The following is a 25,071-nucleotide window of genomic DNA, read 5'->3' as shown; positions in this document are numbered from 1 at the left end:
GAAAAGGAGCACCATGAGCGACTACGCCGTCGTCAATCCCGCCACCGGTGAGACCCTCGCCGAGTACGACACGCTGAGCGATTCCGGGGTCGAAGAGGCCATCGCCTCCGCCCACGACGGATACCGCGTCTGGTCGCGCACCGCCCCGGCCGAGCGCGCCGAGGCCCTGCGCCGCGTCGCTCAGTTGCACCGTGATCGGCGTGACGATCTCGCCGCGATCATCGTGCGCGAGATGGGCAAGCCGCTCGAGGCCGCCCTCGGCGAGGTCGACTTCGCCGCCGACATCACCGAGTACTACGCCGACAACATCGACAAGATCACGGGCGACAGCCCTCTCGACATCCTGGGCGAGGGCACCGCGGTCATCCGCCGGTCGCCGCTGGGCGTGCTGCTCGGCATCATGCCGTGGAACTTCCCGTACTACCAGGTCGCCCGGTTCGCCGCCCCGAACCTCGCTGTCGGCAACACCATCCTCCTCAAGCACGCGCCGCAGTGCCCGGAGTCGGCCGAGGCGCTCCAGGCGATCTACCGCGACGCCGGGCTCCCCGAGGGCGCGTACGTGAACATCCGCGCGACCAACGACCAGGCGGCGACCATCATCGCCGACCGTCGCGTCCAGGGCGTCTCGGTCACCGGTTCCGAGCGCGCGGGTGCGGCCGTCGCCGAGATCGCGGGCCGCAACCTCAAGAAGGTCGCGCTCGAGCTCGGCGGGTCCGACCCCTTCATCCTGCTGTCGACGGATGATCTGGATGCCGCTGTGCAGTCGGCCGTCGACGCGCGCCTCGACAACAACGGGCAGTCGTGCAACGGCGCCAAGCGGTTCCTCGTGATCGACGAGCTCTACGACGCCTTCCTCGAGAAGTTCACGGCGGCGCTGGGCGAGGCGAAGGTCGGCGACCCCTTCGCCGACGACACCGTGCTCGGCCCTCTGTCGTCTCTCGCGGCGGCGGAGCGCCTCGACGAGCAGGTGCAGCGCGCGGTGGCCCAGGGGGCGACCGTGGAGGTCGGCGGAACCCGCGACGGCGCCTTCTTCCCTGGGACCGTCCTCACCGGCGTCACGAGCGAGATGGACGCGTACGGCGAAGAGTTCTTCGGGCCCGTCGGTACCGTCTACCGCGTCTCGAGCGAGGACGAGGCGGTCGATCTCGCGAACGACACCGGATACGGCCTCGGCTCGTACGTCTTCACGACGGATGCCGAGCAGGCTCAGCGCATCGCGGATCGCATCGAGGCCGGCATGGTCTACGTCAACGTGGTCCTCGCCGACTCGCCCGAGCTGCCGTTCGGCGGGGTCAAGCGCAGCGGCACCTCGCGCGAGATGGGTCTGCTGGCGGCCGACGAGTTCGTCAACAAGAAGCTCATCCGCACGGCGTGATTCCCGGGCGTCTCCCGACACGGTCCTTCGTGTCGGGAGACGCCGACTCTCCTACGCGCGGTGTCCCTCGAGCGGCCTCGGTTCGCCAGCCCGGAGGACATGACATAGACTGGGGAGTGCAGTCGAAATCTGCATTCTTTCGCCGTGCCCCCGGGCACGTGGCATTCCTCCCCGAGGGATTCCAGGCGGAAAGAGGGCCGGTTTCGAATCCTGGATCCCTCGGGATCTTAGGGCGGTAGCTCAATTGGCAGAGCAGCGGTCTCCAAAACCGCAGGTTGCAGGTTCGATTCCTGTCCGCCCTGCGCACAGCGCACGCTGGCACAGACACAGACCTAGGTGGTTCGATGACGCAGGACGAGGCGAAGGGCGAGATCGTCGCTGAGCGCGGCGCGCCCCGCGAGAAGAAGCTCAACTTCTTCGCGCGGATCGCCCTCTTCATTCGTCAGGTCTTCGCGGAACTGCGCAAGGTCGTCACGCCGACGCGGCAGGAGCTGATCAAGTTCACCGCCGTCGTCCTCGGGTTCGTCGTCGTCATGATGGCGATCGTCTACGGCCTCGACGTGTTGTTCGTGTGGATCACCACCGCCGTCTTCGGCGTCCCCGGTACCGCCGGCGCCTGACCGGCGTCTGGGCGGACGCGCGGCGCCAGGAGCGGCCGCCACTGAACGGAAGAGATCACAGTGTCTGAAAGATATGTCGACGACGCCGACTGGGCGACGGCCGCTGAGCAGTCCAGCGAGGACGACGAAGCCCAAGAGGGCAACGTGCTCGAGTCCCAGGAGCGCGCCTCCGACTCGGCCGAGCACACGGCCGTCCACATCGTCGACGACGAGACCGACACCGACGACGCCGACCTCGGCGACATCGACATCACCGACCCGGAGGCGGACGCGATCGTGAACGACGCTCTCGAGATCGACGAGACCAGCGAGGCCGAGGCCGCCGCCGAGGTCCTCACCGACGCCCTCGCCGAGGAGCAGGCCGAAGAGGCCGCCGAGGCTGCCGACGAGGTCACCCCCTACGACGGCCCCGACGTCAACGGCGAGCCCGACGCTCCCGTGCTCGACGAGGACTTCGTCGACGAGGTCTCCGCCGCGGCATCCGTCGTCGACGAGGCCGAGGCAGCCGAGTCGCCGGCCGACGCCGCGACCGATGTCGATGTCGACGCCGACGAAGACGCCGACCCGTACGAGGCGTTCCGCGCCGAGCTGCGCTCGCTCCCCGGCAAGTGGTTCGTCATCCACTCCTACGCCGGTTTCGAGCGCAAGGTGAAGGCCAACATCGAGCAGCGCAAGTCGACGCTCGAGGTCGAGGACGACATCTACCAGGTCGAGGTCCCCATGGAGGACGTCGTCGAGATCAAGAACGGCCAGCGCAAGATGGTCAACCGCGTGCGCATCCCCGGCTACGTGCTGGTGCGCATGGACCTCAACGAAGACACCTGGTCGGTCGTCCGTCACACCCCCGGTGTCACCGGCTTCGTGGGCAACGCCCACAACCCGACGCCGCTGCGTTTCGAAGAGGCCTTCAACATGCTGAAGAGCCTCGTCGAGGTCAAGGAGTCCGCTCCCGTCAAGGGCGCCGCGGCCAAGGGCTCGGCCACCACGGCTCGCGTCATCCCCGCCGAGGTCGACTTCGAGACCGGCGAGACCATCACGATCAAGGAAGGCTCGTTCGCGGGCCTGCCCGGCACGATCAGCGAGATCAAGCCCGAGAGCGGCAAGCTCACGGTGCTCGTGTCTCTCTTCGAGCGCGAGACCCCGGTCGAGCTGTCGTTCGACCAGGTCACCAAGATGATCTGACGCCACCCGCGTCTCTCGCGAACGCCCCGCACGGCTCCGGCCTGCGGGGCGTTCGTCGCTCCCGCGCTCCCGCCCCGCCGTCGCTCCCGCGCCCTCACGATGGTGGGAGTGGGATGGCGGTGGGGGAGCGCGGCGGGCGCGCGAGCGGGGGATGGAGGGAGGGATGCCGAAACGCCCGGCGTCGCGTACAATGGCAAGGTTGCGTGCGTCAGTGCGCAACGACCGCTGTCCGGAACCGCCGGATGTGCGGGAGAGAGGGAGCCGCGAGGCCCCCGCTCGAGAGAGGAAAAGGATATGGCACCCAAGAAAAAGGTGACCGGCCTGATCAAGCTCCAGATCAAGGCAGGCGCGGCCAACCCCGCGCCGCCGATCGGTCCGGCGCTCGGTCAGCACGGCGTCAACATCATGGAGTTCTGCAAGGCCTACAACGCGGCGACCGAAGCCCAGCGCGGCAACGTCATCCCCGTTGAGATCACGGTCTACGAAGACCGCAGCTTCACCTTCATCCTGAAGACCCCGCCGGCGGCGGAGCTCATCAAGAAGGCAGCCGGACTGGCCAAGGGCTCGTCCACGCCGCACACGGTCAAGGTGGGCAAGCTCACCAAGGACCAGGTTCGCGAGATCGCCACCACGAAGCAGCCCGACCTGAACGCGAACGACATCGAGGCCGCCTCGAAGATCATCGCCGGCACCGCCCGTTCCATGGGCATCACGGTCGAGGACTGAGGGAGATAACAATGGCTACCAAGTCCAAGGCATTCCGCGCCGCAGCTGAGAAGATCGCGGCCGACACGTTCTACACCCCGACCGAGGCCGTCGCCCTCGCGAAGGAGACCGGCTCGAAGAAGTTCGACTCGACCGTCGAGGTCGCGCTGAAGCTCTCGGTCGACCCCCGTAAGGCCGACCAGATGGTCCGCGGCACGGTCATCCTCCCCCACGGCACGGGTAAGACCGCGCGCGTGATCGTCTTCGCCAACGGCCCCGCGGCCGAGGCGGCTCTCGCCGCCGGCGCCGACGAGGTCGGTGGAGCCGAGCTCATCGAGAAGGTCGCGGCCGGCTACACGTCGTTCGACGCCGCCGTCTCGACCCCCGAGCTCATGGGCCAGGTCGGTCGCCTCGGTAAGGTCCTCGGACCCCGCGGCCTCATGCCGAACCCCAAGACCGGCACCGTGACCCCCAACCCGGCCAAGGCCGTCGAGGAGATCAAGGGCGGAAAGATCGAGTTCCGCGTCGACAAGCACGCCAACGTGCACTTCGTCGTCGGCAAGGCGTCGTTCACCGCCGAGCAGCTCGACGAGAACCTCGCCGCCGCTCTCGAGGAAATCGTTCGCCTCAAGCCCTCGAGCTCGAAGGGTCGTTACATCCAGAAGGGCGCCGTGTCGACCACGTTCGGCCCCGGCATCCCGTTGGACGTCAACGTCATCGTCTGATATCCGTCACCGAAAACCCCGCCGTGCCCTGTGCCGGCGGGGTTTTCGCGTGTCCGAGGGGCGCCGCGCCTGCACGATCGTGCAACACGGCGTCATGCGGGAAGGTCCGTGCGCCCGATCGTGTTGTGCTGGAGGGCGCGCTTCGCGCCGACACTCCCGCGCCCGCACCGCGCGGTCCCCACATCACACACGTCTGGAACAGCCATGCCCCGTCGCCGTCTGACCGTCCTCGCCGCCACCCTGGGTCTGAGCGCCCTCGCTCTGACCGCCTGCAGTGGCGGCTCCACCGCAGCGAACCCCGACGCGGGAGCAGACCTCGGCCTCGTCTCGGGCGGCACGCTGACCGTGGCCACCGAGGGGACCTACCGTCCCTTCTCGTACCACGAGGGCGCGGGGGAGCTGACGGGCTTCGACGTCGAGATCGCCAAGGCGGTCGCCGACAAGCTCGGCCTGCAGGTGAAGTTCCAGGAGACCCAGTGGGACGCGATCTTCGCGGGCCTGGACGCCGGTCGCTTCGACGTCATCGCCAACCAGGTCTCGATCAACCCCGAGCGCCAGGAGAAGTACACCTTCAGCTCGCCGTACACCGTCTCGCGGGGTGTCATCGTGACCACCGACAGCGACAGCGCCATCTCGAGCTTCGCCGATCTGTCGGGCAAGACCACCGCCCAGTCGCTCACGAGCAACTGGTACGAACTCGCCACCTCGAGCGGCGCCCAGGTCGAGGCCGTCGAGGGCTGGGCTCAGGCGGTCGCCCTGCTCAAGCAGGGTCGCGTGGACGCCACGGTCAACGACCAGCTGACCTACCTCGACTACGAGAAGACGAACAGCCCCACGGGCCTGAAGATCGCGGCGACCACGGAGGACTCCTCCGAGAGCGCCTTCGCCTTCAAGAAGGGTCAGGACAAGCTGGCGGATGCCGTCGACGGTGCGCTCGACGAACTCCGCGCCGACGGCACCCTCGCGTCGATCAGCGACAAGTACTTCGGGGCCGACGTCACGAAGTAACCCCTCGGAGTAAACCCCCGCGGATCATCCGCCCTCCCGCCGTAGCGTGGGAGGCGGATGATCCGCTCGCGCGTGAGGAAGGAGGCCCATGAACGACATCTGGACCCTGCTCGTCGACTCGTTCTGGCCGATGGTTCTGGCCGGGATCACGGGCACGATCCCGCTGTCCCTGGCCTCGTTCGCGATCGGTCTCGTGATCGCGTTGGCCATGGCGCTGCTGCGGCTGTCGCGGAACGCGGTGCTGTCGGGCGTCGCCCGGTTCTACATCTCGATCATCCGCGGCACGCCCCTGCTGGTGCAGCTGTTCGTGATCTTCTACGGTCTTCCCTCGCTCGGCCTCACGATCGATCCCTTCCCCGCAGCCGTCATCGCCTTCTCCTTGAACGTCGGCGGATACGCGGCCGAGGTGATCCGCGCGGCGATCCTGTCGGTCCCGCGCGGGCAGTGGGAGGCGGCGCACACGGTGGGGCTCTCGCCGCGCAAGACGCTGACGCGCATCATCCTCCCGCAGGCCGCTCGCGTGTCGGTGCCGCCCCTGTCGAACACGTTCATCTCGCTCGTGAAGGACAGCTCGCTGGCATCCCTCATCCTCGTCACCGAGCTCTTCCGCCAGGCGCAGGCCATCGCGGCCTTCTCGTACGAGTTCATGGCGGTGTACCTCGAAGCCGCGCTGATCTACTGGTTGTTCTGCCTGGTGTTGTCGTTCGGGCAGAACGCCCTGGAAAAGAGGCTGGACCGCCATGTCGCCCACTGACACCGCCCCGCTGCTCGCCGTCTCGGGCCTGCAGAAGAGCTTCGGCACGAACCGCGTGCTCGACGGCGTCGAGCTCGAGGTCCGCCGCGGCGACGTGCTCGTCCTGATCGGCCCCTCGGGCTCGGGAAAGACCACGGTCTTGCGCTGCCTGAACGGCCTCGAGACCCCGGATGCCGGTGTGGTGGCGTTCGACGGGGGACCGGTCGTGGACTTCTCGCGCAGGGTGTCCAAGAGCGACCGCACCGCCCTGCGCGATCGCTCGGCGATGGTCTTCCAGCACCACAACCTCTTTCCCCATCTGACGGTCATCCAGAACGTCATCGAGGGCCCGATTCAGGCGCACGGCGTGCCCCGGGCCGAGGCGATCGCCCGCGCCGAGACGCTGCTGGCGCGCGTGGGTCTGTGGGAGAAGCGCGACGCGTATCCGTCGGAGCTGTCCGGTGGCCAGCAGCAGCGCGTGGGCATCGTGCGCGCTCTGGCCCGGCAGCCCTCTCTGCTGCTGTTCGACGAGCCGACGAGCGCCCTCGACCCCGAGCTCGTGGGCGAGGTCCTCACCGTCCTGCGCGAACTCGCGAACGAGGGGTGGACGATGGTCATCGTCACCCACGAACTCGGCTTCGCCCGCGAGGTCGCCGACGAGGTCCTGTTCTTCGACGAGGGGGTCATCGTCGAGCGCGGTGCTCCGTCGGAGCTCCTCCGCCAGCCGAAGAAGGAGCGCACGCAGCGCTTCCTCAACCGGCTGCTGCGTCCCCTCGACGGGCCCGACCCCTCGGACGCCGATCGCGCGTGACCTCCTGTCGGGCGGAGTAGCGTCGAGGCATGAGCCGCCTCGAGACCCTGCTCGGCATCGATCTCCCTCTCGTCCTCGGTCCCTTCGGCGGGCTGTCGTCGATCGCGCTGACGGCGGCGGTGAGCGACGGGGGAGGGCTCGGCTCGTACGGCCTCTACGGGTACGCGCCCGGTCGCATCCACGAGACCGTGGCGCAGCTGCGGGCGGCCACGCCGCGCCCCGTCGCGGTCAACCTGTGGCTCCCTCGCGGTGACGAGGTGGGTCCCGCCGACCTGGACGTGCGGCCGTTCCTCGACGCCGCGGCGCCCCTGTTCGCCGCAGCCGGGGTCGAGGTGCCGGAACCCCCGGCATCCTTCCTCCCGCCGATCGCCGCGCAGCTCGACGCGGTCCTCGAGGCGCGTCCGGACGTGCTGAGCGTCGTCTTCGGGATTCCGGATGCCGACACCCTCGACGCCGCGAGGGAGCGCGGGATCCGCGTGATCGGCACCGCGACCACGGTCGCCGAGGCCGTCGCCCTCGAGGCGGCGGGTGTCGATGCCGTCGTCGCGACGGGTTCGGAGGCGGGAGGACACCGGGTGTCGTTCCTGCGGGAGGCGTCGTCGTCACTCGTCGGCACGTTCGCTCTCGTGCCGCAAGTCGTCGACGCCGTGGACATCCCCGTGATCGCGGCGGGCGGGATCGCCGACCGTCGCGGGGTGGCAGCGGCCTTCGCGCTCGGGGCGGAAGGCGTGCAGGTCGGGACCGCGTTCCTGCGGACCAGCCAGTCGGCGGCCACCGCGGCGCACCGCGAGGCGATCTCAGCGGCGGCCGACACCGACACGGTGCTCACGCGCGCCATGAGCGGGCGGCTGGCGCGTGGCATCCCGAACCGTGCCATGCGCGAGATCGAGGCCTCGGGCCTGATCGCCCCCTTCCCGGCGCAGAACTGGCTCACCGGGGTGTTCCGCGCCGCGGCGACGGCGCGCGGTGACGGCGATCTCGTATCGCTGTGGGCGGGGCAGTCGGCGGGTCTGTCCCGCCTGGACGACGCCGCGGACGTCATCGACGAACTGCGGGCGGGCCTGCCCGGCTGACTCAGGCCGTGGGGCGGATCTCGAATCCGGATGCCGACTCCCCGGTGCCCTCGATCACGTCGACGTCGTCGACGCGGGCTCCGGCCGGTCCGTCGTGCGCCCAGGCGATCACCGCCTCGACGGCGTCGGGGTCTCCGGCGAGGAACGCCTCGACCGAGCCGTCGCGGCGATTGCGCACCCACCCGCCGACACCGAGCCGCTCGGCCTCGGCCCGAAGGGAGTACCGGAAGCCGACACCCTGGACGCGGCCGCTCACCGTCATCGTCGCCGTTCGCATCGGCCCATTCTCCCCGAGCGGCGGCCGATCCGCCGAGCGAGCGGTCTCAGCGGTCTCAGTGGGGGAGCACGAGCGAGACGGCGATCGCGCACATCACCACGGCGATGACGCCGTCGAGGATGCGCCACGCGCGGGGAGTGTCGAGCCAGCGGCCGAGGTACCGGGCCCCGTAGCCGAGCGCCGAGAACCACACGAGGCTCGCCGCGCACGCACCCGCCGCGAAGGCCCAGCGTCCGTCACCGTGCGTCGAGGCGACCGACCCGAGCAGGAACACCGTGTCGAGGTAGACGTGCGGATTGAGCCAGGTCAGGGCGAGGCAGGTGAGCACGGCGGTGGCGAGGGTCGTCCGCGCCGGGCGCGTGCGGACCGTCGTGTTCCCGGCATCCCGAGCCGGAGGGGATGCCGGGGCGCCGGCGTCGAGGTGCAGTGTCGCGCCGCTGGGGCGCAGGGCGCGCCGGGCGGCGAGGAGGCCGTATCCGAGCAGGAACGCCGCCCCCGCCCATCGCACGACGACGATGAGCCACGGCACGGCGTTCAGCACCAGGCCGATGCCCGAAACCCCCAGCAGGATCAGAACCGCGTCCGAGACCGCGCAGACGGCGACGACGGCGAGCAGATGCTCGCGGCGGATGCCCTGTCGGAGGACGAAGAGGTTCTGCGCGCCGATGGCGATGATGAGCGAGAAGCCGAGGCCGAGGCCGGCGAGCAGAGGAGTGAGCACGTCTCGACGCTAGGGGGCTGATGTGCCGCAGGCCAGCTCAGGATTCTTCCGGAGCATTAGCATTCCTTCATGTCGATTCCCCTCGATCTCGCCCGCACCCTCGCCATCGTGGTTGAAGAGGGGACCCTGGATGCCGCAGCCCGACGCCTGCACGTCACCCCCTCGGCCGTGAGCCAACGCGTGCGGGCTCTCGAGGACCAGCTCGGGCGGGTGGTCCTCGTGCGCAGCAAGCCCGTGCGCACCACCGAGGCCGGCGACGCGGTCGTGCGCCTGGCCCGACAGCTCGCCCTGCTCGAGCACGATGCCCTCGCCGCGATCGGCGCCGAGGGTGGGGCGGTGGCATCCGTGCCCCTCGCCGTCAACGCCGACTCGCTCGCGACCTGGTTCCTCCCGCCGCTGGCGCGCGTGGCGGAGCGGCGCGCCGTCGTCTTCGACCTCCACCGCGACGATCAGGACTTCACGGCGGGGCTGCTCGAGTCGGGGACGGTGATGGCCGCGGTGACCTCGCGCGAGGCCCCCGTCGCCGGATGCCGTGTGCGTCCGCTCGGGATGCTGAGGTACGAGGCGGTGGCCACGACCTCGTTCGCCGCGAGATGGTTCGCATCCGGCATCGACGTCACGGCCCTGAGTGCCGCCCCCGTGGTCGACTTCGACCGGCGCGACGACCTGCAGACGCAGTGGCTCGCGCGCCGCGGGGTCCCCGCGGCGGCCCCGCCCCGGCACCGGGTCCCGGCATCCCAGGATTTCGCGACGGCCGTCCAGCTGGGACTCGGGTGGGGACTGCTTCCGGGGTTCCAGTCCGACGCGGCGCTGAGCGCGGGCGAGCTCGTGCGACTCGGCGACGACCCGATCGACGTCCCGCTCTACTGGCAGCAGTGGAACCTCACCTCGCCTCTGCTCGACGAGGTGGCCGACGAGGTGGTCGACGAGGGGCGCCGGATGCTCGCGGGCTGAGGTCAGTCGTCGCTGACGCTGAGCACGATCTTGCCGCGGGTGTGCCCGCGTTCGAGCTCGGTGTGCGCCGCGGCGGCGTCGTCGAGTTCGAAGACGTGCTCGACGTACACGCGCACCGCACCGGAATCGAGGAGGCGGGTGATCGTGGCGAGAGCCCCGCCGTCGGGGATCGTCTTGTAATCGGTGGAGCGGATGCCGCGCTCCGCGGCCGCCTCGCGGAAGCCGGGCCAGGCTCCGGTGGGCACCTCGATGAGGAGTCCGCCCGGGCGCACCACCTCGAGGGACCGCGTCCCCGTGTCGTCGGAGACGTTGCCGATCAGGTCGATCACGACGTCGACGTCGTCGACGACCTCCTCGAACCGTACGGAGGTGTAATCGATCACCTCGGCGGCCCCGAGCTCTCGAAGCCAGTCCAGGTTGCGCGGGGAACCCGTCGCGATCACGTGAGCCCCGAAATAGGCGGCGAACTGCACCGCGAAGTGGCCGACACCGCCGCTTCCCGCGTGCACGAGGATGCGCTGGCCCTGGTGCGCGAGGGCCGTCTCGACGACGATGCCCCACGCGGTGAGCGCGGCCACCGGAACCCCGGCGGCCTCGACGTGCGAGAGCGACGCCGGTTTGCGCGCGAGCGAGAGGGTGGGCACCACGACGTACTCGGCGTACGACCCGCTCGTGCGCGGCACGGTGGCCATGCCGTAGACCTCGGTGCCGACGGGGAAGGGGTGCGCGTCGAACGGTGCCCGCACGACCACGCCGCTCACGTCGAGACCCAGGACGGCGGGCCACGACGAGATCGCCCCGGACAGACCGCGCCCGGCGCGGGTCTTCGCGTCGATGGGATTGATCCCGGCGGCGACCACCCGGACCAGCACCTCGCTGAGCACCGGAACGGGAACGGCGACCTCCGCGACGCGGAGGGCGTCGGCCGCGCCCGGGGCGTCGAGGACCACCGCACGCATCGTCTCGGGCACCGGGGGGACGGGCTGGAGGGCGGTCTCGGGACGCGTCGATCGGAATCTCATCGGGCGCTCTCTCTCGCTGCGGTCGCTCCGCGGCGACCTCGCCGCGGTTCCCACAGTCAACCCCGGGATTGTCTCGGCGGTGTTACGCCTCGGTCACCGTGTCGCGAAGCCCGAGTCCGCGGCATCCATCCCCGTCGTCCCGTGCGTAACGGTGAAGCCGCGGGCGCGGTCAGTCGCGGACGGGAACTTCGCCGACGGCGAGAGCGTGCAGCAGCGTGGAGAGGTGGCGGATGTCGTCGATCGTCCAGTCGGCGATCGCGTCGAACAAGCGACTCTCGTGAGGGGCGCGAGCTTCCGCGAGGCGCGCGTGGCCGACCTCGGTGACGGCGATGAGCCGCGAGCGGCGATCGGTGGGGTCCGGCGTGCGGGTGACGAGGCCGAGGTCTTCGAGCTCGGTGATCGAGCGGCTGAGGAACCCCTTGTCGGCGGCCAGGCGCTCGGCCAGGGCCGAGAGGGTGAGCGGACCGAAGCGGCTGACGACCGAGAGGGCCTTGAACGTCGCCGGCAGCATTCCCGGGCTCACGCGTTCCGCCGCCTCGGAGACGAAGCGGCGGAACACGGTCATGAGCTCCGAGAACGACGATTCCAGGGCCTGTACGGCCTCGCGGCGCTCGTCGTCCTTATCGCTCGTCACGTCAGCCATCCTCTCCCATCTCGGCCTCACGGCGTGCACGGCGCGGGGAGCCGGCATCCTGTGTCGGGATGGTGCCGGTGGCGGAGAGCGTCGCCATGGCCTCGGGGACGGACACGGTGGCGAAGTCGGCCTCGCTCGCGGCGACGCGCTCGGTGGTCGTCATGCGGGTCAGGGGGCGGTTCGGCAGGAACAGGATCGCGATGAGGCTCACCACCGCGACGGGCACCGCGATGAGGAACGAGTGCGCGATCGACTGGGCGTAGATGTCCTCGACGATGACGCGTACGCCCTCGGGGAGGGCCGAGACCTGCGGGATGGCTCCCGACTGCAGGTTCTGCGCGACGGCGGCTCCGTCGGCGCCGAGGGCCACGATGGCGGCCTTCAGGTCGGCCGCACGGTCGGTGAACAGGCTCGTCGCCATGCTCGCCAGGGCTGCACCCATGACCGAGACGCCGATCGTGCCGCCGAGGCTGCGGAAGAACGTCACGCCCGAGCTCGCGGCGCCCATCTGCGACGGGTTGGCGGTGTTCTGCACGATGAGCACGAGGTTCTGCATCGTCATGCCGACGCCGGCGCCCAGCAGGGCCATGTAGAGCGACACGAGGGCGAAGTTGGTGTCGTAGTGGACGGTCGACAGCAGGAACGTGCCGGCGATCAGCAGCACGCCGCCGGCGATGAGGAACGGCTTCCAGTGGCCGAAGCGCGAGATGAGCGCACCGACGACGATCGACGAGACGAGCAGGCCGCCGATCATGGGGATGGTCATCACGCCGGCCTCCGTGGGCGTGGCGCCACGTGCCATCTGCATGTACTGGCTGAGGAACACCGAGGTGCCGAACATCGCCAGGCCCGTCGCGATCGACGCGATCGTGGCGAGCGTGAAGGTGGCGTCGCGGAACAGCGTCAGCGGCACGAGGGGCTCGGAGGAGCGCAGCTCGACGACCACGAAGAGGATCGCGGCCACGACGGCCCCGCCGACCATGAGGACGGTCTCGGTGCTGGCCCACTCGAAGGTACTGCCGGCGTTGGTGACCCAGATGAGCAGCAGCGACACGGCGGCCGAGAGCAGCACGATGCCGAGGTAGTCGATCTTGACCGTGCGGGCGGCACGGGCGGGCAGGTGCAGCGTGCGCTGCTGGATCAGCAGGGCGGCGACGGCGAAGGGGAGGGCGACGAAGAAGTTCCAGCGCCATCCGAAGGCGTCGGTGATGACACCGCCGAGCAGGGGGCCACCGACCGTGGCGACGGCCATCACCGCGCCGAAGAGGCCCATGTACCGGCCGCGCTCGCGCGGGCTGATGATGTCGGCCATGATCACCTGGCTCAGGGCGGCGAGGCCGCCGGCGCCGAGACCCTGCACCGCGCGGAACCCGATCAGCATGTCGGTGTTCTGCGAGAACCCGGCGGCGGCGGTGGCGAGCACGAAGATCGCGATGGCGATCTGGATGAGCACCTTGCGGTTGAACAGGTCGGCGAGCTTGCCCCAGATCGGGGTCGAGATCGCGGTGGTGAGCAGGGTCGCGGTGATGACCCAGGTGTACGCGTTCTGGTCGCCCGACAGGTCGTGCACGATGACCGGCAGCGATGTCGAGACGACGGTCGAGGCGAGCATCGACACGAAGGTGCCGAGCAGCAGGCCGATGAGGGCCGGGAGGACGCGCCGCTGGGCGGGCGCCTCGAGAGAAGAGGTTGTCATGCGGGAGCTCCACGAAAGGGGGACGGATGCCGCGACGACGATGGCGCGATTAGTTGACTGATGTCAACGATACGCCTATTGATTGACTTGCGTCAACCATTAATCGAGGAGAGCGAGAGCGCGATACCTCTCCGTGGGCTCCGGACGGACCGGTTCGGGGCGCGGCTGGCGCGCCTCCATCGTGCGGCGGTAGAGCTCGTCGATGAGCGAGGTCGCGAGGCCCACGAGCTTGGCGATCTCGCGGTCGTCGCGATCGATCCACTGGCACCGCGGTTCGTCGTGCAGGGGGACGAAGCCGTCGTGCTGCTCCCAGGCGACGAGGGTGCGCTCGGCGCCCAGCACGTGCTGCTGCCACCAGATCTGACGCATGTAGGTCTTCGGGATCGAGCGCCACGCTTTGTTCGTCGTCTTGATCTCGGCGAGCACGATGCGGCCCTCGCCGTCGACGACGACACCGTCGGGGGTCGCGAGATGACGCTTCTCGACGACCGCGTGATACAGGGCGGAGGAGGGGCGGATGCCGTGGGTCGCCGCCACCCATGCGGCGATCTCGGGCTCGCGACGCCGACCGTGAGCCGTGAAGGCGTTGCCCGAGAAGTTCGAGCCCATGAGCTTGGCATCCGCCGCCCGTGCGATGGCGTTGGGGCTGGTCAGCGTGGCGACGTCGGTCGCGGTGATGCCCCGGCTGCGCGCGCGGATCCAGGCGACGCGATCGCGCGAGTCCGCGACGATGCGAGCGTCGAGGTCGGCGCTACGCGATGCGACGAGCTCGGGGGACATGCGTTCGACCCTAACCCCGCTCGCCCGTGGAGCGCATGCGAGGCGCGGCGCGTCGGCATCCGGGGTCTTGTGCGATAGGTAAGGGTGACCTAAGTTGTCTGCATGGGTTCGGAATCGTCCTCTCTGCGCCGCCCCGACGGGGGACTCTGGCGCGACCTGGAGGGGGCCGTCCTGCTCGGCGGCGACGCCCGGAACGTCGCCGAGATGCGTCGGATCGCCGCGGCGCTGTCGCCCCATGTGCACGCGACAGTGCTGGTCGAGGTGTGCGGCACGGCGGAGATCGAACCGTTCGACACCGGGGCCGGCCGGGTGAGCTGGCTGGACCGGACGCTCGGCGGCGAACTGCGCCCGCGCGGCGAGCGGCTGGCACAGGCGATCCACGCGTGGTGCGCCGAGTGGGCCTGCGGAGACGCCCCCCTCTGCACGGTGTGGCTCGGCGCCCGCACGCCCTCGCGCATCGTGCGCATGACCCGCGCCCTGCTGCCCGAGCCCCGCGTCTCCTGACCCGGCGCTCCGCTGGGGTGTCGTCGCCATCGCCGGGCCGCCGCCGGCATGCGGTCGCCGAAGACGCATTCGTCTGCCGACGACGTACCGCTTCGTCGCCCAACGGGTGCGTCCTGGGTAATCGAATGCGTCTTCGGTGGCGTGCGCCGCTCCTGCACAGGGACGGGCCGGTGGAGAGCACGCCCGGAGGGATCGTCGAGGAGGGCAGGGTGGGCGGATGCCTGTGGAGTCGAAGGTCGTCGTCGCGCGACGGTCGCTGTTCTCGCGCGCCGAACTGCACGATCGTGGAGTGTCGGAAGCGGAACTGAGGACGGGCGCCGACCGGGCGGCGTGGACGCGCATTCAACCCGGCGTGTACGTCGCGCGCGACGAGTGGGCATCTGCGCGGCCCGTCGACCGCCATCGCCTCGCCGTGCTGGCGGCGCTCGACAGGGCACGCGGTGCGGAGGGCGTCGTCTCCCACCTTTCCGCTGCGGTGCTCCATGGTCTTCCGCTGTACCGATTCCGGGAGCAGCGCGTGCAGATGGTGGTCCCCCGCTCTGCGCACCCGCCCAGCGGGTCATACGTCCGCCGGCACACGGATGCTCTGAGCGAGGACGACGTCGTCGAGGTCGACGGCATCCGGTGCACCTCGATCCAGCGGACGGTGTTCGACGTCTCTCGGACCGAGACGCGTGAGATGGCCCTGTCGTGTGTCGACGGGGCTCTTCGTCGCTTCGCGGTGGAACGCCGGCGGTTTCGTGCCGATGTGCAGGACGACTGGCGTGAGCGCCTGCGGGAGCGGGTCGCCCGTGCGCGGGGGCAGCGAGGGGTGCGTGACGCGAGCTGGGTCGTCGAGTTCGCCGACGGTCGTGCGGAGCTGCCCGGAGAGAGCGTGAGTCGTCTCCAGTTGTACCGGCTCGGCTTCCGTGACCTCGATCTGCAGGTGGCCGTCGCCGGGCCGCGAGGTTCGGACTACTTCGTCGATATCGGGCTGCGTCAGGTCCGCACCTTCTGGGAGTTCGACGGAGAGGTGAAGTACCGCGACGTCGCGATGAGGCAGGGGCGCTCGATCGAGGACGTGGTGCTCGACGAGAAGCGGCGCGAAGACTGGATCCGGGGCGTCACGCAATGGCGGCTGTGCCGCGGGGGCTTCGCGGACATCGCGACACCGGAGACGCTTGCTGCGCGCCTGTCCGCTTTCGGTGTGCATCCGCCGCGCTGACTCCCCGGCGGTCGGCGACGCCGCCGTCAGGACGCACTCGTCTGACGAAGGTGCATTCGTTCGCGGGCAAACGGGTGCGGCCTCGACGATCGGGTGCGGTCTCGACGCTCGGGTGCCGTCACGGGCGGGCGGCGAGGGGCGCGGAGTGGCGAGGGCGTGGGGGATCGGGTACAGTAGGGGCCAAGCCAAAGACCGTCGGTCATCGTCGTGCTCGCACGTCGATCGAAGCGTCTGCTGAAAAGCAGAGGACCTACGCAGGTAAACGAATCTCTTCCGAGCTCCGTGCGCCTGCGCCGGAGCTCTTCTTTTTGTCCAGACCCCGGTGTCTTCGGCTGGCGCCCCGTCATCGCGGAGCGCCTCGTACCCATCAAGGAGTGACCATGGCGCAGAAGGATGCATCGGTCGCCGAGCTCACGAAGAACTTCGAGAACTCGAACGCCGTCCTGCTGACCGAGTACCGCGGTCTGACGGTTGCCCAGCTCAAGCAGCTGCGCAACAACATCCGTCAGGACGCGGACTACGCCGTGGTGAAGAACACGCTGACCAAGATCGCCGCGAACAACGCGGGGATCACGGCGCTCGACGACGACCTCAAGGGTCCGTCGGCCGTGGCGTTCGTGCACGGTGACTTCGTCGCCACCGCTAAGGCTTTGCGTGACTTCGCCAAGGCGAACCCGCTTCTCGTGATCAAGGGCGGCGTCTTCGAGGGCAACGCCCTCAGCGCCGCCGAGGTCGACAAGTACGCCTCCCTGGAGAGCCGCGAGGTTCTGCTGGCAAAGGCCGCGGGCATGATGAAGGCGACGATGGGCAAGGCTGCGGCCACCATCGACGCCCTCCGCGAGAAGCTGGAGACCGCCGAGGCTGCCTGAGCCCCGCACGGTCTTCACCCCACAAACCCCACCTATTAGGAGAAACATCATGGCGAAGCTCACCACTGACGAGCTGCTCGACCAGTTCGCTGGTCTGACCCTTGTCGAGCTCAGCGAGTTCGTGAAGGCGTTCGAGGAGAAGTTCGACGTCACCGCTGCCGCTCCGGTCGCCGTTGCCGGCGCTGCCGGTGGCGCGGGCGCCGCAGAGGCCGAGGAAGAGAAGGACTCGTTCGACGTCATCCTCGAGGCTGCCGGCGACAAGAAGATCCAGGTCATCAAGACGGTCCGCGAGCTCACCTCGCTCGGCCTCGGCGAGGCCAAGGCCGTCGTCGATGGTGCTCCCAAGGCCGTGCTCGAGGGCGCGAACAAGGAAGCCGCCGAGAAGGCCAAGGAGGCCCTCGAGGCTGCCGGCGCCACGGTGACCCTGAAGTAATCTCGCTTCAAGCGGTCGCTTCAACGCGATAAGCGAAGGCCCGGATGCCATGGCATCCGGGCCTTCGTCGTTTCTCGTGAGCGTCGAGAGCGGTCGGCCGATCGGGGGCCCGGCGACCGGACGGGTGTGAGACCCGGTTTCATGCGACGAGACACCGATGTTCACCTGATCGAAATAAAGAAGTCTGGGAAAAGGGTATGGGGATCGTTTACGGTCGTTGAGACCCCCCGTCGATTCCCCCACCGCCGACGTCGCCTTGCGCGCGCCGGTACTTGGAGACCCATGCCTTCCGATGCTTCGCGCGTGTCCGCACGCCGTTTCACCACCGCACTGAGCGCCGCCCTCGGCGTCGCCCTCTTCGGCTCAGCGATCGTGCCGCTCCCGGCTTCGGCCGCCGTCGGCTCGAAGGTGGTGATCAACGAGGCCTACCTGAAGGGCGGGAGCGCCGGCGCCTTCTTCAACCAGAAGTTCGTCGAGCTGTACAACGCGGGCGACACCGCGCAGGACCTGAGCGGGTGGTCGCTCCAGTACCGCTCCGAGTCGAGCTCCTCCGTTCCCACCGCAGCGAATACGCAGCGGCTCAGCGGCTCGATCGATGCCGGCGGCTACTACCTGATCGGCTTGCCGGGCAACGGAACGCCCCCAGCCGGCGCGGCTCTTCCCGCCACCGACCTGACGAGCACGCTCAACCCGGGGGGCACCTCCGGTCAGCTCTTCCTCGCCAACGTGCCCGAACCCCTAGCCGTTCCGTCGGGCTCCGTCGCGGACGCTCGAGTCGTCGACTTCCTCGGATATGGCAACGGCATCTCGTTCGAGACGGCTCCCGCGATCGTCGACGGGGCCAACAGCAAGCCCAACGCTCTCGTCCGCACCGATTTCGTCGACACCAACGACAACTCGAAGGACTTCACCAACACCACGACGGTCACACCGCAGGGCTCCGGCCGGACCACGCCCACCCCCGACCCGTCGGGCTCGGCATCGCCGTCGCCCTCGCCGTCCGCCTCGGTGACACAGGCGCCCCCGGTCACGCCGGGCGCGGTCGTCCCGATCAGCGAGATCCAGGGCACCGGAGCCACCACGCCGCTCGCCGGCCAGACCGTCACCACGCGCGGCATCGTGACCGCCGCGTACCCGACCGGCGGCTACAACGGCTTCTTCATCCAGACCCCGGGTACCGGTGGCGAGATCGATCCGAAGACGCACACGGCATCCGACGCGATCTTCGTCTACGGCTCGGCCGCGACCGCCACGGTCGCGATCGGTCAGCACGTCGAGGTGACGGGAACCGCTAACGAGTTCTCCGGTCAGACGCAGATCTCCGCCGAGGCAGCGGGGGTGAGCGTGCTCACCGAGCAAGCCGCCGCCGTGCAGCCCGCCAAGATCTCGTGGCCGAAGACCGATGAGGAGCGCGAGCGCTTCGAGGGCATGCTCCTCGCGCCGCAGGGGGATTTCACCGTCACGAACTCGTACTCGACCAACCAGTACGCCGAGGTCGGCCTCGCTGCCGGCACCACGCCGCTGCGCACCCCCACCGACGTCGCGCGGCCGGGCACCCTCGACTACGACGAAGCCGTCGCCGACAACGGCGCCCGCGGTGTCGTCCTCGACGACGGTGCGTCGGTCAACTTCCTGAACGACGCCAACAAGGGCATCCCCCTGCCGTACGTGTCGCTGACGAAGCCCGTGCGCGTGGGCGCCCCGACGACGTTCACGAAGCCGGTCATCCTCGACTACCGCAACAACACTTGGAAGTTCCAGCCGACACAGCAGCTCACGGTGGACAACGCGAAGGACGTGCAGCCGGCGACTTTCGCGAACACCCGCACCTCGGCACCCGCGCCGGTCGGCGGCGATCTGAAGATCTCGAGCTTCAACGTCCTCAACTACTTCACCACCACCGCCGCGAGCGTCAACTGCACTTCGGTCTACAAGGACCGCGCGGGCAACCCGATCACCGCGAACACGTGCCCCGCTCCCGGCCCCCGCGGCGCCGCGAACGACGAGAACCTCACGCGCCAGCAGGACAAGATCGTCGCCGCCATCAACGGTCTCGGTGCCGACGTCGTCTCGCTCGAAGAGATCGAGAACTCCGCCAAGTTCGGGAAGAGCCGCGACGCGGCGCTGTCCACCCTGGTCGGTGCCCTGAACGCCGCGCTCGGTTCGGAGCAGTGGGCCTTCGTCCCCTCGCCCGCGGCCCTGCCCGCGACCGAGGACGTGATCCGCACGGCCTTCATCTACAAGAAGGCCGTGGCCGCTCCCGTCGGCGACAGCGTCATCCTCGACGACGCCGCCTTCCGCAACGCACGCCAACCGCTCGCGCAGGCGTTCGCCCCGGTCGCGTTCCCGGATGCCAAGATCCTGGCGATCGTGAACCACTTCAAGTCGAAGGGCGACAGCGACCCCAAGGCGACGGGCGACAACGCCAACGGCATCCAGGGTGCGTTCAACGGCGATCGGGTGCGTCAGGCGGAGGCCCTCGGGAACTTCGCGAAGACCCGCTCGGCCGCGGTCGGCACCGACGACGTCTTCTTGCTCGGCGACTTCAACTCGTACTCGCAGGAAGACCCGATCCAGAAGCTGCGCGACTTCGGCTTCGAGCCGCTCGAGGCGGGCACCGGAAAGTACTCGTACTCGTTCAGCGGTCAGTCGGGTTCGCTCGATCACGTGCTGGCCTCGCCCTCTGCGCGCGAGCTGGTGACCGGCGCCGACATCTGGAACATCAACGCCGTCGAGGCCCTCGCCCTGGAGTACAGCCGCTACAACTACAACGCGCTGAACTTCTACGACACGACGCCGTACCGCTCCAGCGATCACGACCCGGTCATCGTGGGTCTCGACCTGTCTCCGACGACCCAGGTGAACCTGGTCGGCATCAACGACTTCCACGGTCGGATCGACGCCAACACCGTCCGGTTCGCCGGGACCGTCGAGCAGGTTCGCGCGCAGTACGGCGAGAAGAACTCGCTGTTCATCTCCAACGGCGACAACATCGGCGCCTCGGTGTTCGCCTCGTCGTACTTCGGTGACAAGCCGACCATCGACGTGCTGAACGCACTCGACCTCAAGGCCTCGGCCGCGGGGAACCACGAGTTCGACAAGGGCGCGAACGACCTCACCGGTCGCGTCGACGGTCTCGCCGACTTCCCGTACCTGGCCGCGAACGTCTTCAAGGACGGCAAGCCTCTGCTGCAGGAGTACGCGATCTTCGAGGTCGACGGTGTGCGCGTCGGCGTCATCGGAGCCATCACGGAGTCGACCCCGACGCTGGTCACGCCCAGCGGCATCCAGGGGATCGAGTTCCGCGAGCCCGTCGCCGAGGTGAACCGCGTCGTCGCCGAGATCGACGACCAGGTCGACGTGATCGTCGCCCAGTACCACGAGGGCTCCGGTGCCGGTCAGGCCACGACGACCCTCGAGCAGGCCGTCGCGGCCGGGGGACCGTTCGCGAGGATCGTGAACGAGACCTCTCCCGAGGTGGATGCCATCTTCACCGGCCACACGCACCAGCTGTACGCGTGGGACGCGCCGATCCCGGGCCGTGAGGGCACGCGCCCGATCGTCCAGACGGGCAACTACGGCGAGAACGTCGGTCAGATCGTGCTCGACGTCGATGCGCAGGGCGACGTGGTCAATCACACCGCGCGGAACGTCGCGCGCCTCGGAGGCAAGGACGCGGCCGTCAACGCGGCTCTCGACGCGGAACTCGTCCGCACCTACCCTCGCGTCGCGAAGGTGGACGGGATCGTGAAGGCGGCCCGTGCCGAAGCCGACGTGGTCGGACAGCAGCAGGTGGGTTCGGTCAGCGCCGACATCACCACGGCCTTCAGCGGCGGCGCGTACGTCGACGGCGTCTACGCCGGTGGTACGCGCGGCGATCGGACGAAGCAGTCGGCTCTCGGCGGGCTCGTGGCCGACGCGCTGCTCGACTCGCTGGACGACGCCGACCGAGGCGGTGCCGAGATCTCGTTCGTCAACGCGGGCGGCCTGCGCGATGAGCTGCTCTACGGGACCGACGGCGGTGTGATCACGCTCGCCGAGGCGAACGCGGTCCTGCCCTTCCTGAACAACCTCTGGACCACGACCCTCACCGGGGATCAGGTGCGTCAGGTCCTCGAGCAGCAGTGGGGCGACTTCTCGAAGCGCGCCGACAACGCGAACCTGTCGCTCGGTGTTTCGGAGAACCTCCGCTACACCTACGACGCGGCGCTCCCCGCGGGGCAGCGCATCACCGGAGTCTGGATCGACGGCGTCCCCGTCGACCCGGCGAAGGGGTACCGCGTGGGCTCGTTCAACTTCCTGCTCGGCGGAGGAGACAGCTTCTCGGTCTTCGCGAAGGGAACCGACACGCGCGACTCCGGTCTCATCGACCGCGACGCGTGGATCCAGTACCTGAGCGAGAACCCGGGACTGACCCCCGACTTCACCGCGCGCGGCGTGCAGGTGTCGGGTGCCCGCGCCGCGGCACCGGGGACCGATCTCACGGTGACCGTGTCGAACCTCGACCTCACCTCGCTCGGCGCGCCGGCGAACACGACACTCGACGCCTCGTTCGGCGCCGAGACGGTGTCGCCCCGCGCGACGGCCCGGACGATGGCCCTCGCCGCCCCGTCGGCGCGGATCGCGGCGCTCGCCGCGCCCGCAGCGACCAGCGTCGCGGTGGTCGACGGCTCGGCGACCGTCACCGTGGGCGTGCCCGCGGACGCCGTCGGGACCCTGCAGCTGCGCCTGACCGCGCAGCCCACCGGGACCGCCGTGGTGGTGCCCGTGCAGGTGACCGCAGCCGGTGACGGTGCGGGCACCCCCGGTGCGGGCGCGGGCCAGGGACAGAACGGGTCCGGTCAGGGCTCGGCGTCCGGCTCGCTGCCGACGACGGGCGCCGACACGACGTGGATGGGTGCGGGCGTGCTCGCCGCGCTCGCGCTGCTGGGGCTCGGCCTCGTAGCCCGCCGACGGGCCACGCGTCGCGCTGACTGATCAGTGAGAGAAACGGGACCCCGGATGCCACGGCATCCGGGGTCCCGTCTTCTCAGGACACGCGCGGGGGAGCGGTGGAGGCGCGGACGACGAGCCGGGTCTCGGCCTCGGTCCGCCAGGCCGGTTCGCCGGTCCCCTCGATCATCGACAGGAGCAGGCGGGTCGCCTCGACACCCTGCGCCTGCGGGAACTGCTCGATCGTGGTGAGGGAGAACATCTCGGCGTAGTCGTGACCGTCGATCCCGACGACGCTGAGCTCGGTGGGGACCGAGATTCCCATCCGCCGCGCGGCGATGATCACGCCGATCGCGACCTCGTCGCAGGCGGCGACCACGCCGGTGGGACGCGAGGCCGCGTCGGCCAGGAACGAGGCGGCGGCCGCGTACGCGTCGGTGATCGTGAGGGTGGAGGGCACGCTGCGGATGCGGACGGCCAGATCGTGGTCGTTCATCGCGTTCCGGTACCCGATCGAGCGCTCGTCGACGTCCTTGGCGGGAGCGTCGCTGCGGGGGGTACTGCCGACGAAGGCGATGTCAGTGTGTCCGAGTGCGATGAGGTGCTGCGTGATGATGCGCGTGATCGCGATGTTGTCGAGACCGAGGGTGGGCACACCGCTGAGGGCGTTGCCGATGCTCACCACCGGCTTGCCGATGTTCGCGAGGCGTTCGAGGTCGGCGTCGTCCGGCTCGAGGGCGACGGCGATGATGCCGTCGAACCGCTTGCGGGCCAGGTACGTGGAGTACAGGCTCTCGCGGTCGTTGGATCCCGGCTCCGCCACGTAGAGGGTGACGTCGTAGCCGAGGGGGATGAGGGTGCGTTCGACCCCTTCGACGATGGACCCGAAGTACCAGCGGTTCACCTTCGGCACGATCAGGGCGATCGTGCGGGTGCGCCCCGTCGCGAGGCTCACCGCGCTCGTGGAGGGGACGTAGCCGAGGGATGCCGCGGCGTCGGTGACGCGTTGACGAGTGAGGTCGGAGACATAGCCGCCGCCCGTGAGAGCGCGGCTTGCCGTCGACTTGGACACGCCGGCCAGGCGTGCCACATCGGCGATTCCGCTCATGCCGTGATCTTCCTCGTGATGTGTCGACGTCCGTGTCGACGTCGAAAAGAGTATCCGAGAATCATCCAAAGTGGAACCGGTCCCGGCCCGGTATACCGGTGAGTTTCCGCGTCTTTCCGCTAGTTATCCGTTCGTGACCTGCGGCCGGTTGCAAGTCTTGTGGATTGGCTCTACGGTTGCCTGGAATCGGTTCCCGACGGGATCCGGTGCACCAAGACACTCAAAGAGGAGAGACCACATGGGTATGTCACAGCGGTATCGCCTGCTGGCGCCCGTCGGGCTGTTGGCGGTCGGTGCGATCGCTCTCGCAGGCTGCGCCGAAGGCGACAGCGGCGGCACGAGCGGTTCCGGAGGCGAGACGACCGTCCGCATCTCCGGCGGCATCACCGGTAGCGAGGCCGACCTGCTGAACCAGTCGTTCGACCAGTTCACCAAGGACACCGGCATCAAGGTCGTCTACACCGGCGACAAGAGCTTCGAGGGCAACATCGTCACCAAGGTGACCGGTGGCGACGCCCCCGACATCGCGATCGTCCCCCAGCCGGGTCTGCTCAAGACCCTCATCGGCACGGGCGACGTGAAGAAGGCGTCCGACACCGTGTCGTCGAACGTCGACCAGTACTGGGGCGAGGACTGGAAGTCCTACGGCAGCGAAGACGGAACGTTCTACGCCGCACCCATGCTCGCCAACCTCAAGGGCTACGTCTGGTACTCGCCGGCGAAGTTCAAGGAGTGGGGCGTCGAGGTTCCCAAGACGCTCGACCAGCTGATGACCCTCACGGCGACCATCCAGCAGAAGACCGGCGCCGCTCCGTGGTGCGCGGGCTTCGCCTCGGGTGACGCCTCGGGCTGGCCCGGCACCGACTGGATCGAGGACATGGTCCTGCGTCAGTCCGGCCCCGACGTCTACGACCAGTGGGTCGCCAACGAGGTCAAGTTCACCGACGCACCGATCAAGGAGGCCTTCGAGGCCACCGGCAAGATCCTCCTGAACCCGTCGTACGTCAACGCCGGCTTCGGTGACGTCAAGAGCATCAACTCGGTCGCCTTCGCCGACGTGGCCGCCAAGGTCGCCGACGGCAGCTGCCCGATGACCCACCAGGCGTCGTTCCTGTCGTCCAACTTCCTCACGGTCAAGAACGCCTCGGGCGGCGACGTCAAGGTCGCACCCGACGGCGATGTCTACGCCTTCCTGCTCCCCGGCGTGACCGAGGGCAAGCTGGCGGTCGAGGGTGGCGGCGAGTTCGTCACCACGTTCTCGGACGACGCGAACGTCCAGAAGGTCGCCGAGTTCATGTCGACCCCCGACTTCGCCAACGCCCGCGTCAAGCTCGGCGGCGTGATCTCGGCCAACAAGGGCGCCGACCCCTCGCTCGCCTCGAGCGAGTTCCTGCAGGAGGCCATGAAGGTCGTCCAGGACCCGAACACCACGCTGCGTTTCGACGCGTCGGACCTCATGCCGGCGACCGTCGGCTCGGGCTCGTTCTGGAAGGGCATGGTCAGCTGGATCGACGGTACGCCGACCGACCAGGTGCTGAGCGACATCCAGACCGGTTATAACAACTAACCGCCCGCTGCACCACCGATGGGCCGCCCGCCACGCGGGCGGCCCATCCGGGTCCATACTTCTAATCCGCCCGCACGCACCACACGGGCACTCAACGATGAGCACGAAGGCGTGTTCGGGAGGGACGTCATGACCGAT

At 69.2% G+C, this 25,071-nt stretch carries 23 protein-coding genes and 1 tRNA gene; 17 read left to right on the top strand and 7 right to left on the bottom strand.

Annotated features, from left to right (window positions below; genetic code table 11):
* Positions 1–13 precede the first annotated feature (13 nt).
* The 10 genes from ASE56_RS12665 to ASE56_RS12620 all read left to right on the top strand — a co-directional run bounded on the left by ASE56_RS12665 (position 14) and on the right by ASE56_RS12620 (position 8,232).
* Complete coding sequence (locus tag ASE56_RS12665) at positions 14–1,375, top strand: NAD-dependent succinate-semialdehyde dehydrogenase (protein WP_056230375.1); 1,362 nt, start codon at positions 14–16, stop codon at positions 1,373–1,375.
* 229 nt (positions 1,376–1,604) lie between these two features.
* Positions 1,605–1,677: transfer RNA gene (locus ASE56_RS12660), tRNA-Trp, on the top strand.
* A 42-nt stretch (positions 1,678–1,719) separates the two neighbouring features.
* A complete protein-coding gene (gene secE, locus ASE56_RS12655; RefSeq protein ID WP_056230372.1) occupies positions 1,720–1,995 on the top strand; it encodes a preprotein translocase subunit SecE in 276 nt (91 codons plus the stop codon).
* Positions 1,996–2,055: 60 nt separating this feature from the next.
* On the top strand, positions 2,056–3,177 hold the full coding sequence (gene nusG, locus ASE56_RS12650; protein ID WP_056230368.1) for a transcription termination/antitermination protein NusG: 1,122 nt from the start codon (positions 2,056–2,058) through the stop codon (positions 3,175–3,177).
* A 294-nt stretch (positions 3,178–3,471) separates the two neighbouring features.
* Positions 3,472–3,903, top strand: a complete 432-nt coding sequence (gene rplK / locus ASE56_RS12645; RefSeq protein ID WP_013585556.1) for a 50S ribosomal protein L11 — start codon at positions 3,472–3,474, stop codon at positions 3,901–3,903.
* An 11-nt stretch (positions 3,904–3,914) separates the two neighbouring features.
* Entirely contained in the window at positions 3,915–4,607 is a 693-nt protein-coding gene (gene rplA, locus ASE56_RS12640) for a 50S ribosomal protein L1 (RefSeq protein WP_056230364.1), read from the top strand.
* Between the two features lie 204 nt (positions 4,608–4,811).
* The gene (locus ASE56_RS12635; RefSeq protein WP_056230359.1) at positions 4,812–5,615 is read left to right on the top strand and encodes an amino acid ABC transporter substrate-binding protein; all 804 of its coding nucleotides are present in this window, start codon (positions 4,812–4,814) and stop codon (positions 5,613–5,615) included.
* A gap of 88 nt (positions 5,616–5,703) precedes the next feature.
* Positions 5,704–6,369, top strand: a complete 666-nt coding sequence (locus ASE56_RS12630) for an amino acid ABC transporter permease (RefSeq protein ID WP_056230356.1) — start codon at positions 5,704–5,706, stop codon at positions 6,367–6,369.
* The gene (locus tag ASE56_RS12625) at positions 6,356–7,159 is read left to right on the top strand and encodes an amino acid ABC transporter ATP-binding protein (protein ID WP_056230352.1); all 804 of its coding nucleotides are present in this window, start codon (positions 6,356–6,358) and stop codon (positions 7,157–7,159) included. Before ASE56_RS12630 ends, ASE56_RS12625 begins: the two co-directional genes overlap by 14 nt.
* 29 nt (positions 7,160–7,188) lie before the next feature.
* The gene (locus ASE56_RS12620; protein WP_056230348.1) at positions 7,189–8,232 is read left to right on the top strand and encodes a nitronate monooxygenase family protein; all 1,044 of its coding nucleotides are present in this window, start codon (positions 7,189–7,191) and stop codon (positions 8,230–8,232) included.
* Position 8,233: 1 nt separating this feature from the next.
* On the opposite strand, the gene ASE56_RS12615 is transcribed toward ASE56_RS12620, so the two are convergent.
* Complete coding sequence (locus tag ASE56_RS12615; protein ID WP_056230345.1) at positions 8,234–8,509, bottom strand: acylphosphatase; 276 nt, start codon at positions 8,507–8,509, stop codon at positions 8,234–8,236.
* A 55-nt stretch (positions 8,510–8,564) separates the two neighbouring features.
* Complete coding sequence (locus tag ASE56_RS12610; RefSeq protein WP_056230342.1) at positions 8,565–9,230, bottom strand: LysE/ArgO family amino acid transporter; 666 nt, start codon at positions 9,228–9,230, stop codon at positions 8,565–8,567.
* 69 nt (positions 9,231–9,299) lie between these two features.
* On the opposite strand from ASE56_RS12610, the gene ASE56_RS12605 reads away from it, so the two are divergent.
* A complete protein-coding gene (locus tag ASE56_RS12605) occupies positions 9,300–10,184 on the top strand; it encodes a LysR family transcriptional regulator ArgP (RefSeq protein ID WP_056230339.1) in 885 nt (294 codons plus the stop codon).
* Between the two features lie 2 nt (positions 10,185–10,186).
* Here the strand turns inward: ASE56_RS12605 and ASE56_RS12600 are convergent, their stop codons facing one another.
* The 4 genes from ASE56_RS12600 to ASE56_RS12585 form a co-directional block, all read right to left on the bottom strand.
* Positions 10,187–11,143 carry an NADP-dependent oxidoreductase gene (locus ASE56_RS12600; RefSeq protein WP_327037368.1) on the bottom strand — a complete coding sequence of 319 codons (957 nt, stop codon included), beginning with the start codon at positions 11,141–11,143 and terminating at the stop codon, positions 10,187–10,189.
* 232 nt (positions 11,144–11,375) lie between these two features.
* Entirely contained in the window at positions 11,376–11,849 is a 474-nt protein-coding gene (locus tag ASE56_RS12595; RefSeq protein WP_056230333.1) for a MarR family winged helix-turn-helix transcriptional regulator, read from the bottom strand.
* Entirely contained in the window at positions 11,842–13,536 is a 1,695-nt protein-coding gene (locus tag ASE56_RS12590; protein WP_056230331.1) for an MDR family MFS transporter, read from the bottom strand. The genes ASE56_RS12595 and ASE56_RS12590 overlap by 8 nt, the downstream gene beginning before the upstream one ends.
* 99 nt (positions 13,537–13,635) lie before the next feature.
* The gene (locus ASE56_RS12585; protein ID WP_056230328.1) at positions 13,636–14,316 is read right to left on the bottom strand and encodes a YqaJ viral recombinase family protein; all 681 of its coding nucleotides are present in this window, start codon (positions 14,314–14,316) and stop codon (positions 13,636–13,638) included.
* A 102-nt stretch (positions 14,317–14,418) separates the two neighbouring features.
* Here ASE56_RS12585 and ASE56_RS12580 point away from each other — a divergent pair, with 102 nt between their 5' ends.
* The 5 genes from ASE56_RS12580 (at position 14,419) to ASE56_RS12560 (ending at position 22,303) form a co-directional block, all read left to right on the top strand.
* Positions 14,419–14,820, top strand: a complete 402-nt coding sequence (locus ASE56_RS12580) for a hypothetical protein (RefSeq protein WP_056230324.1) — start codon at positions 14,419–14,421, stop codon at positions 14,818–14,820.
* A gap of 217 nt (positions 14,821–15,037) precedes the next feature.
* The gene (locus ASE56_RS12575; RefSeq protein ID WP_156371714.1) at positions 15,038–16,024 is read left to right on the top strand and encodes a hypothetical protein; all 987 of its coding nucleotides are present in this window, start codon (positions 15,038–15,040) and stop codon (positions 16,022–16,024) included.
* A 380-nt stretch (positions 16,025–16,404) separates the two neighbouring features.
* Positions 16,405–16,893, top strand: coding sequence for a 50S ribosomal protein L10 (rplJ, locus tag ASE56_RS12570; protein ID WP_056230317.1), 489 nt, complete (start codon positions 16,405–16,407; stop codon positions 16,891–16,893).
* Positions 16,894–16,942: 49 nt separating this feature from the next.
* A complete protein-coding gene (gene rplL, locus ASE56_RS12565; protein WP_056230314.1) occupies positions 16,943–17,326 on the top strand; it encodes a 50S ribosomal protein L7/L12 in 384 nt (127 codons plus the stop codon).
* 303 nt (positions 17,327–17,629) lie between these two features.
* Positions 17,630–22,303, top strand: a complete 4,674-nt coding sequence (locus tag ASE56_RS12560; RefSeq protein ID WP_235556999.1) for an ExeM/NucH family extracellular endonuclease — start codon at positions 17,630–17,632, stop codon at positions 22,301–22,303.
* A 52-nt stretch (positions 22,304–22,355) separates the two neighbouring features.
* Here the strand turns inward: ASE56_RS12560 and ASE56_RS12555 are convergent, their stop codons facing one another.
* Positions 22,356–23,366 (bottom strand): LacI family DNA-binding transcriptional regulator, encoded by a 1,011-nt coding sequence (locus tag ASE56_RS12555; protein ID WP_056230310.1) that lies wholly within the window; start codon positions 23,364–23,366, stop codon positions 22,356–22,358.
* 238 nt (positions 23,367–23,604) lie between these two features.
* Here ASE56_RS12555 and ASE56_RS12550 point away from each other — a divergent pair, with 238 nt between their 5' ends.
* Entirely contained in the window at positions 23,605–24,933 is a 1,329-nt protein-coding gene (locus ASE56_RS12550; protein ID WP_056230307.1) for an ABC transporter substrate-binding protein, read from the top strand.
* The last annotated feature ends 138 nt before the right edge of the window (positions 24,934–25,071 follow it).

Origin of the sequence: Microbacterium sp. Leaf203 (assembly GCF_001421275.1) — a bacterium.
Taxonomy (GTDB): Bacteria; Actinomycetota; Actinomycetes; order Actinomycetales; family Microbacteriaceae; genus Microbacterium; species Microbacterium testaceum_A.
Note: the sequence above shows the minus strand (reverse complement) of the source record. Positions and strands in the feature narration are given on the sequence as shown.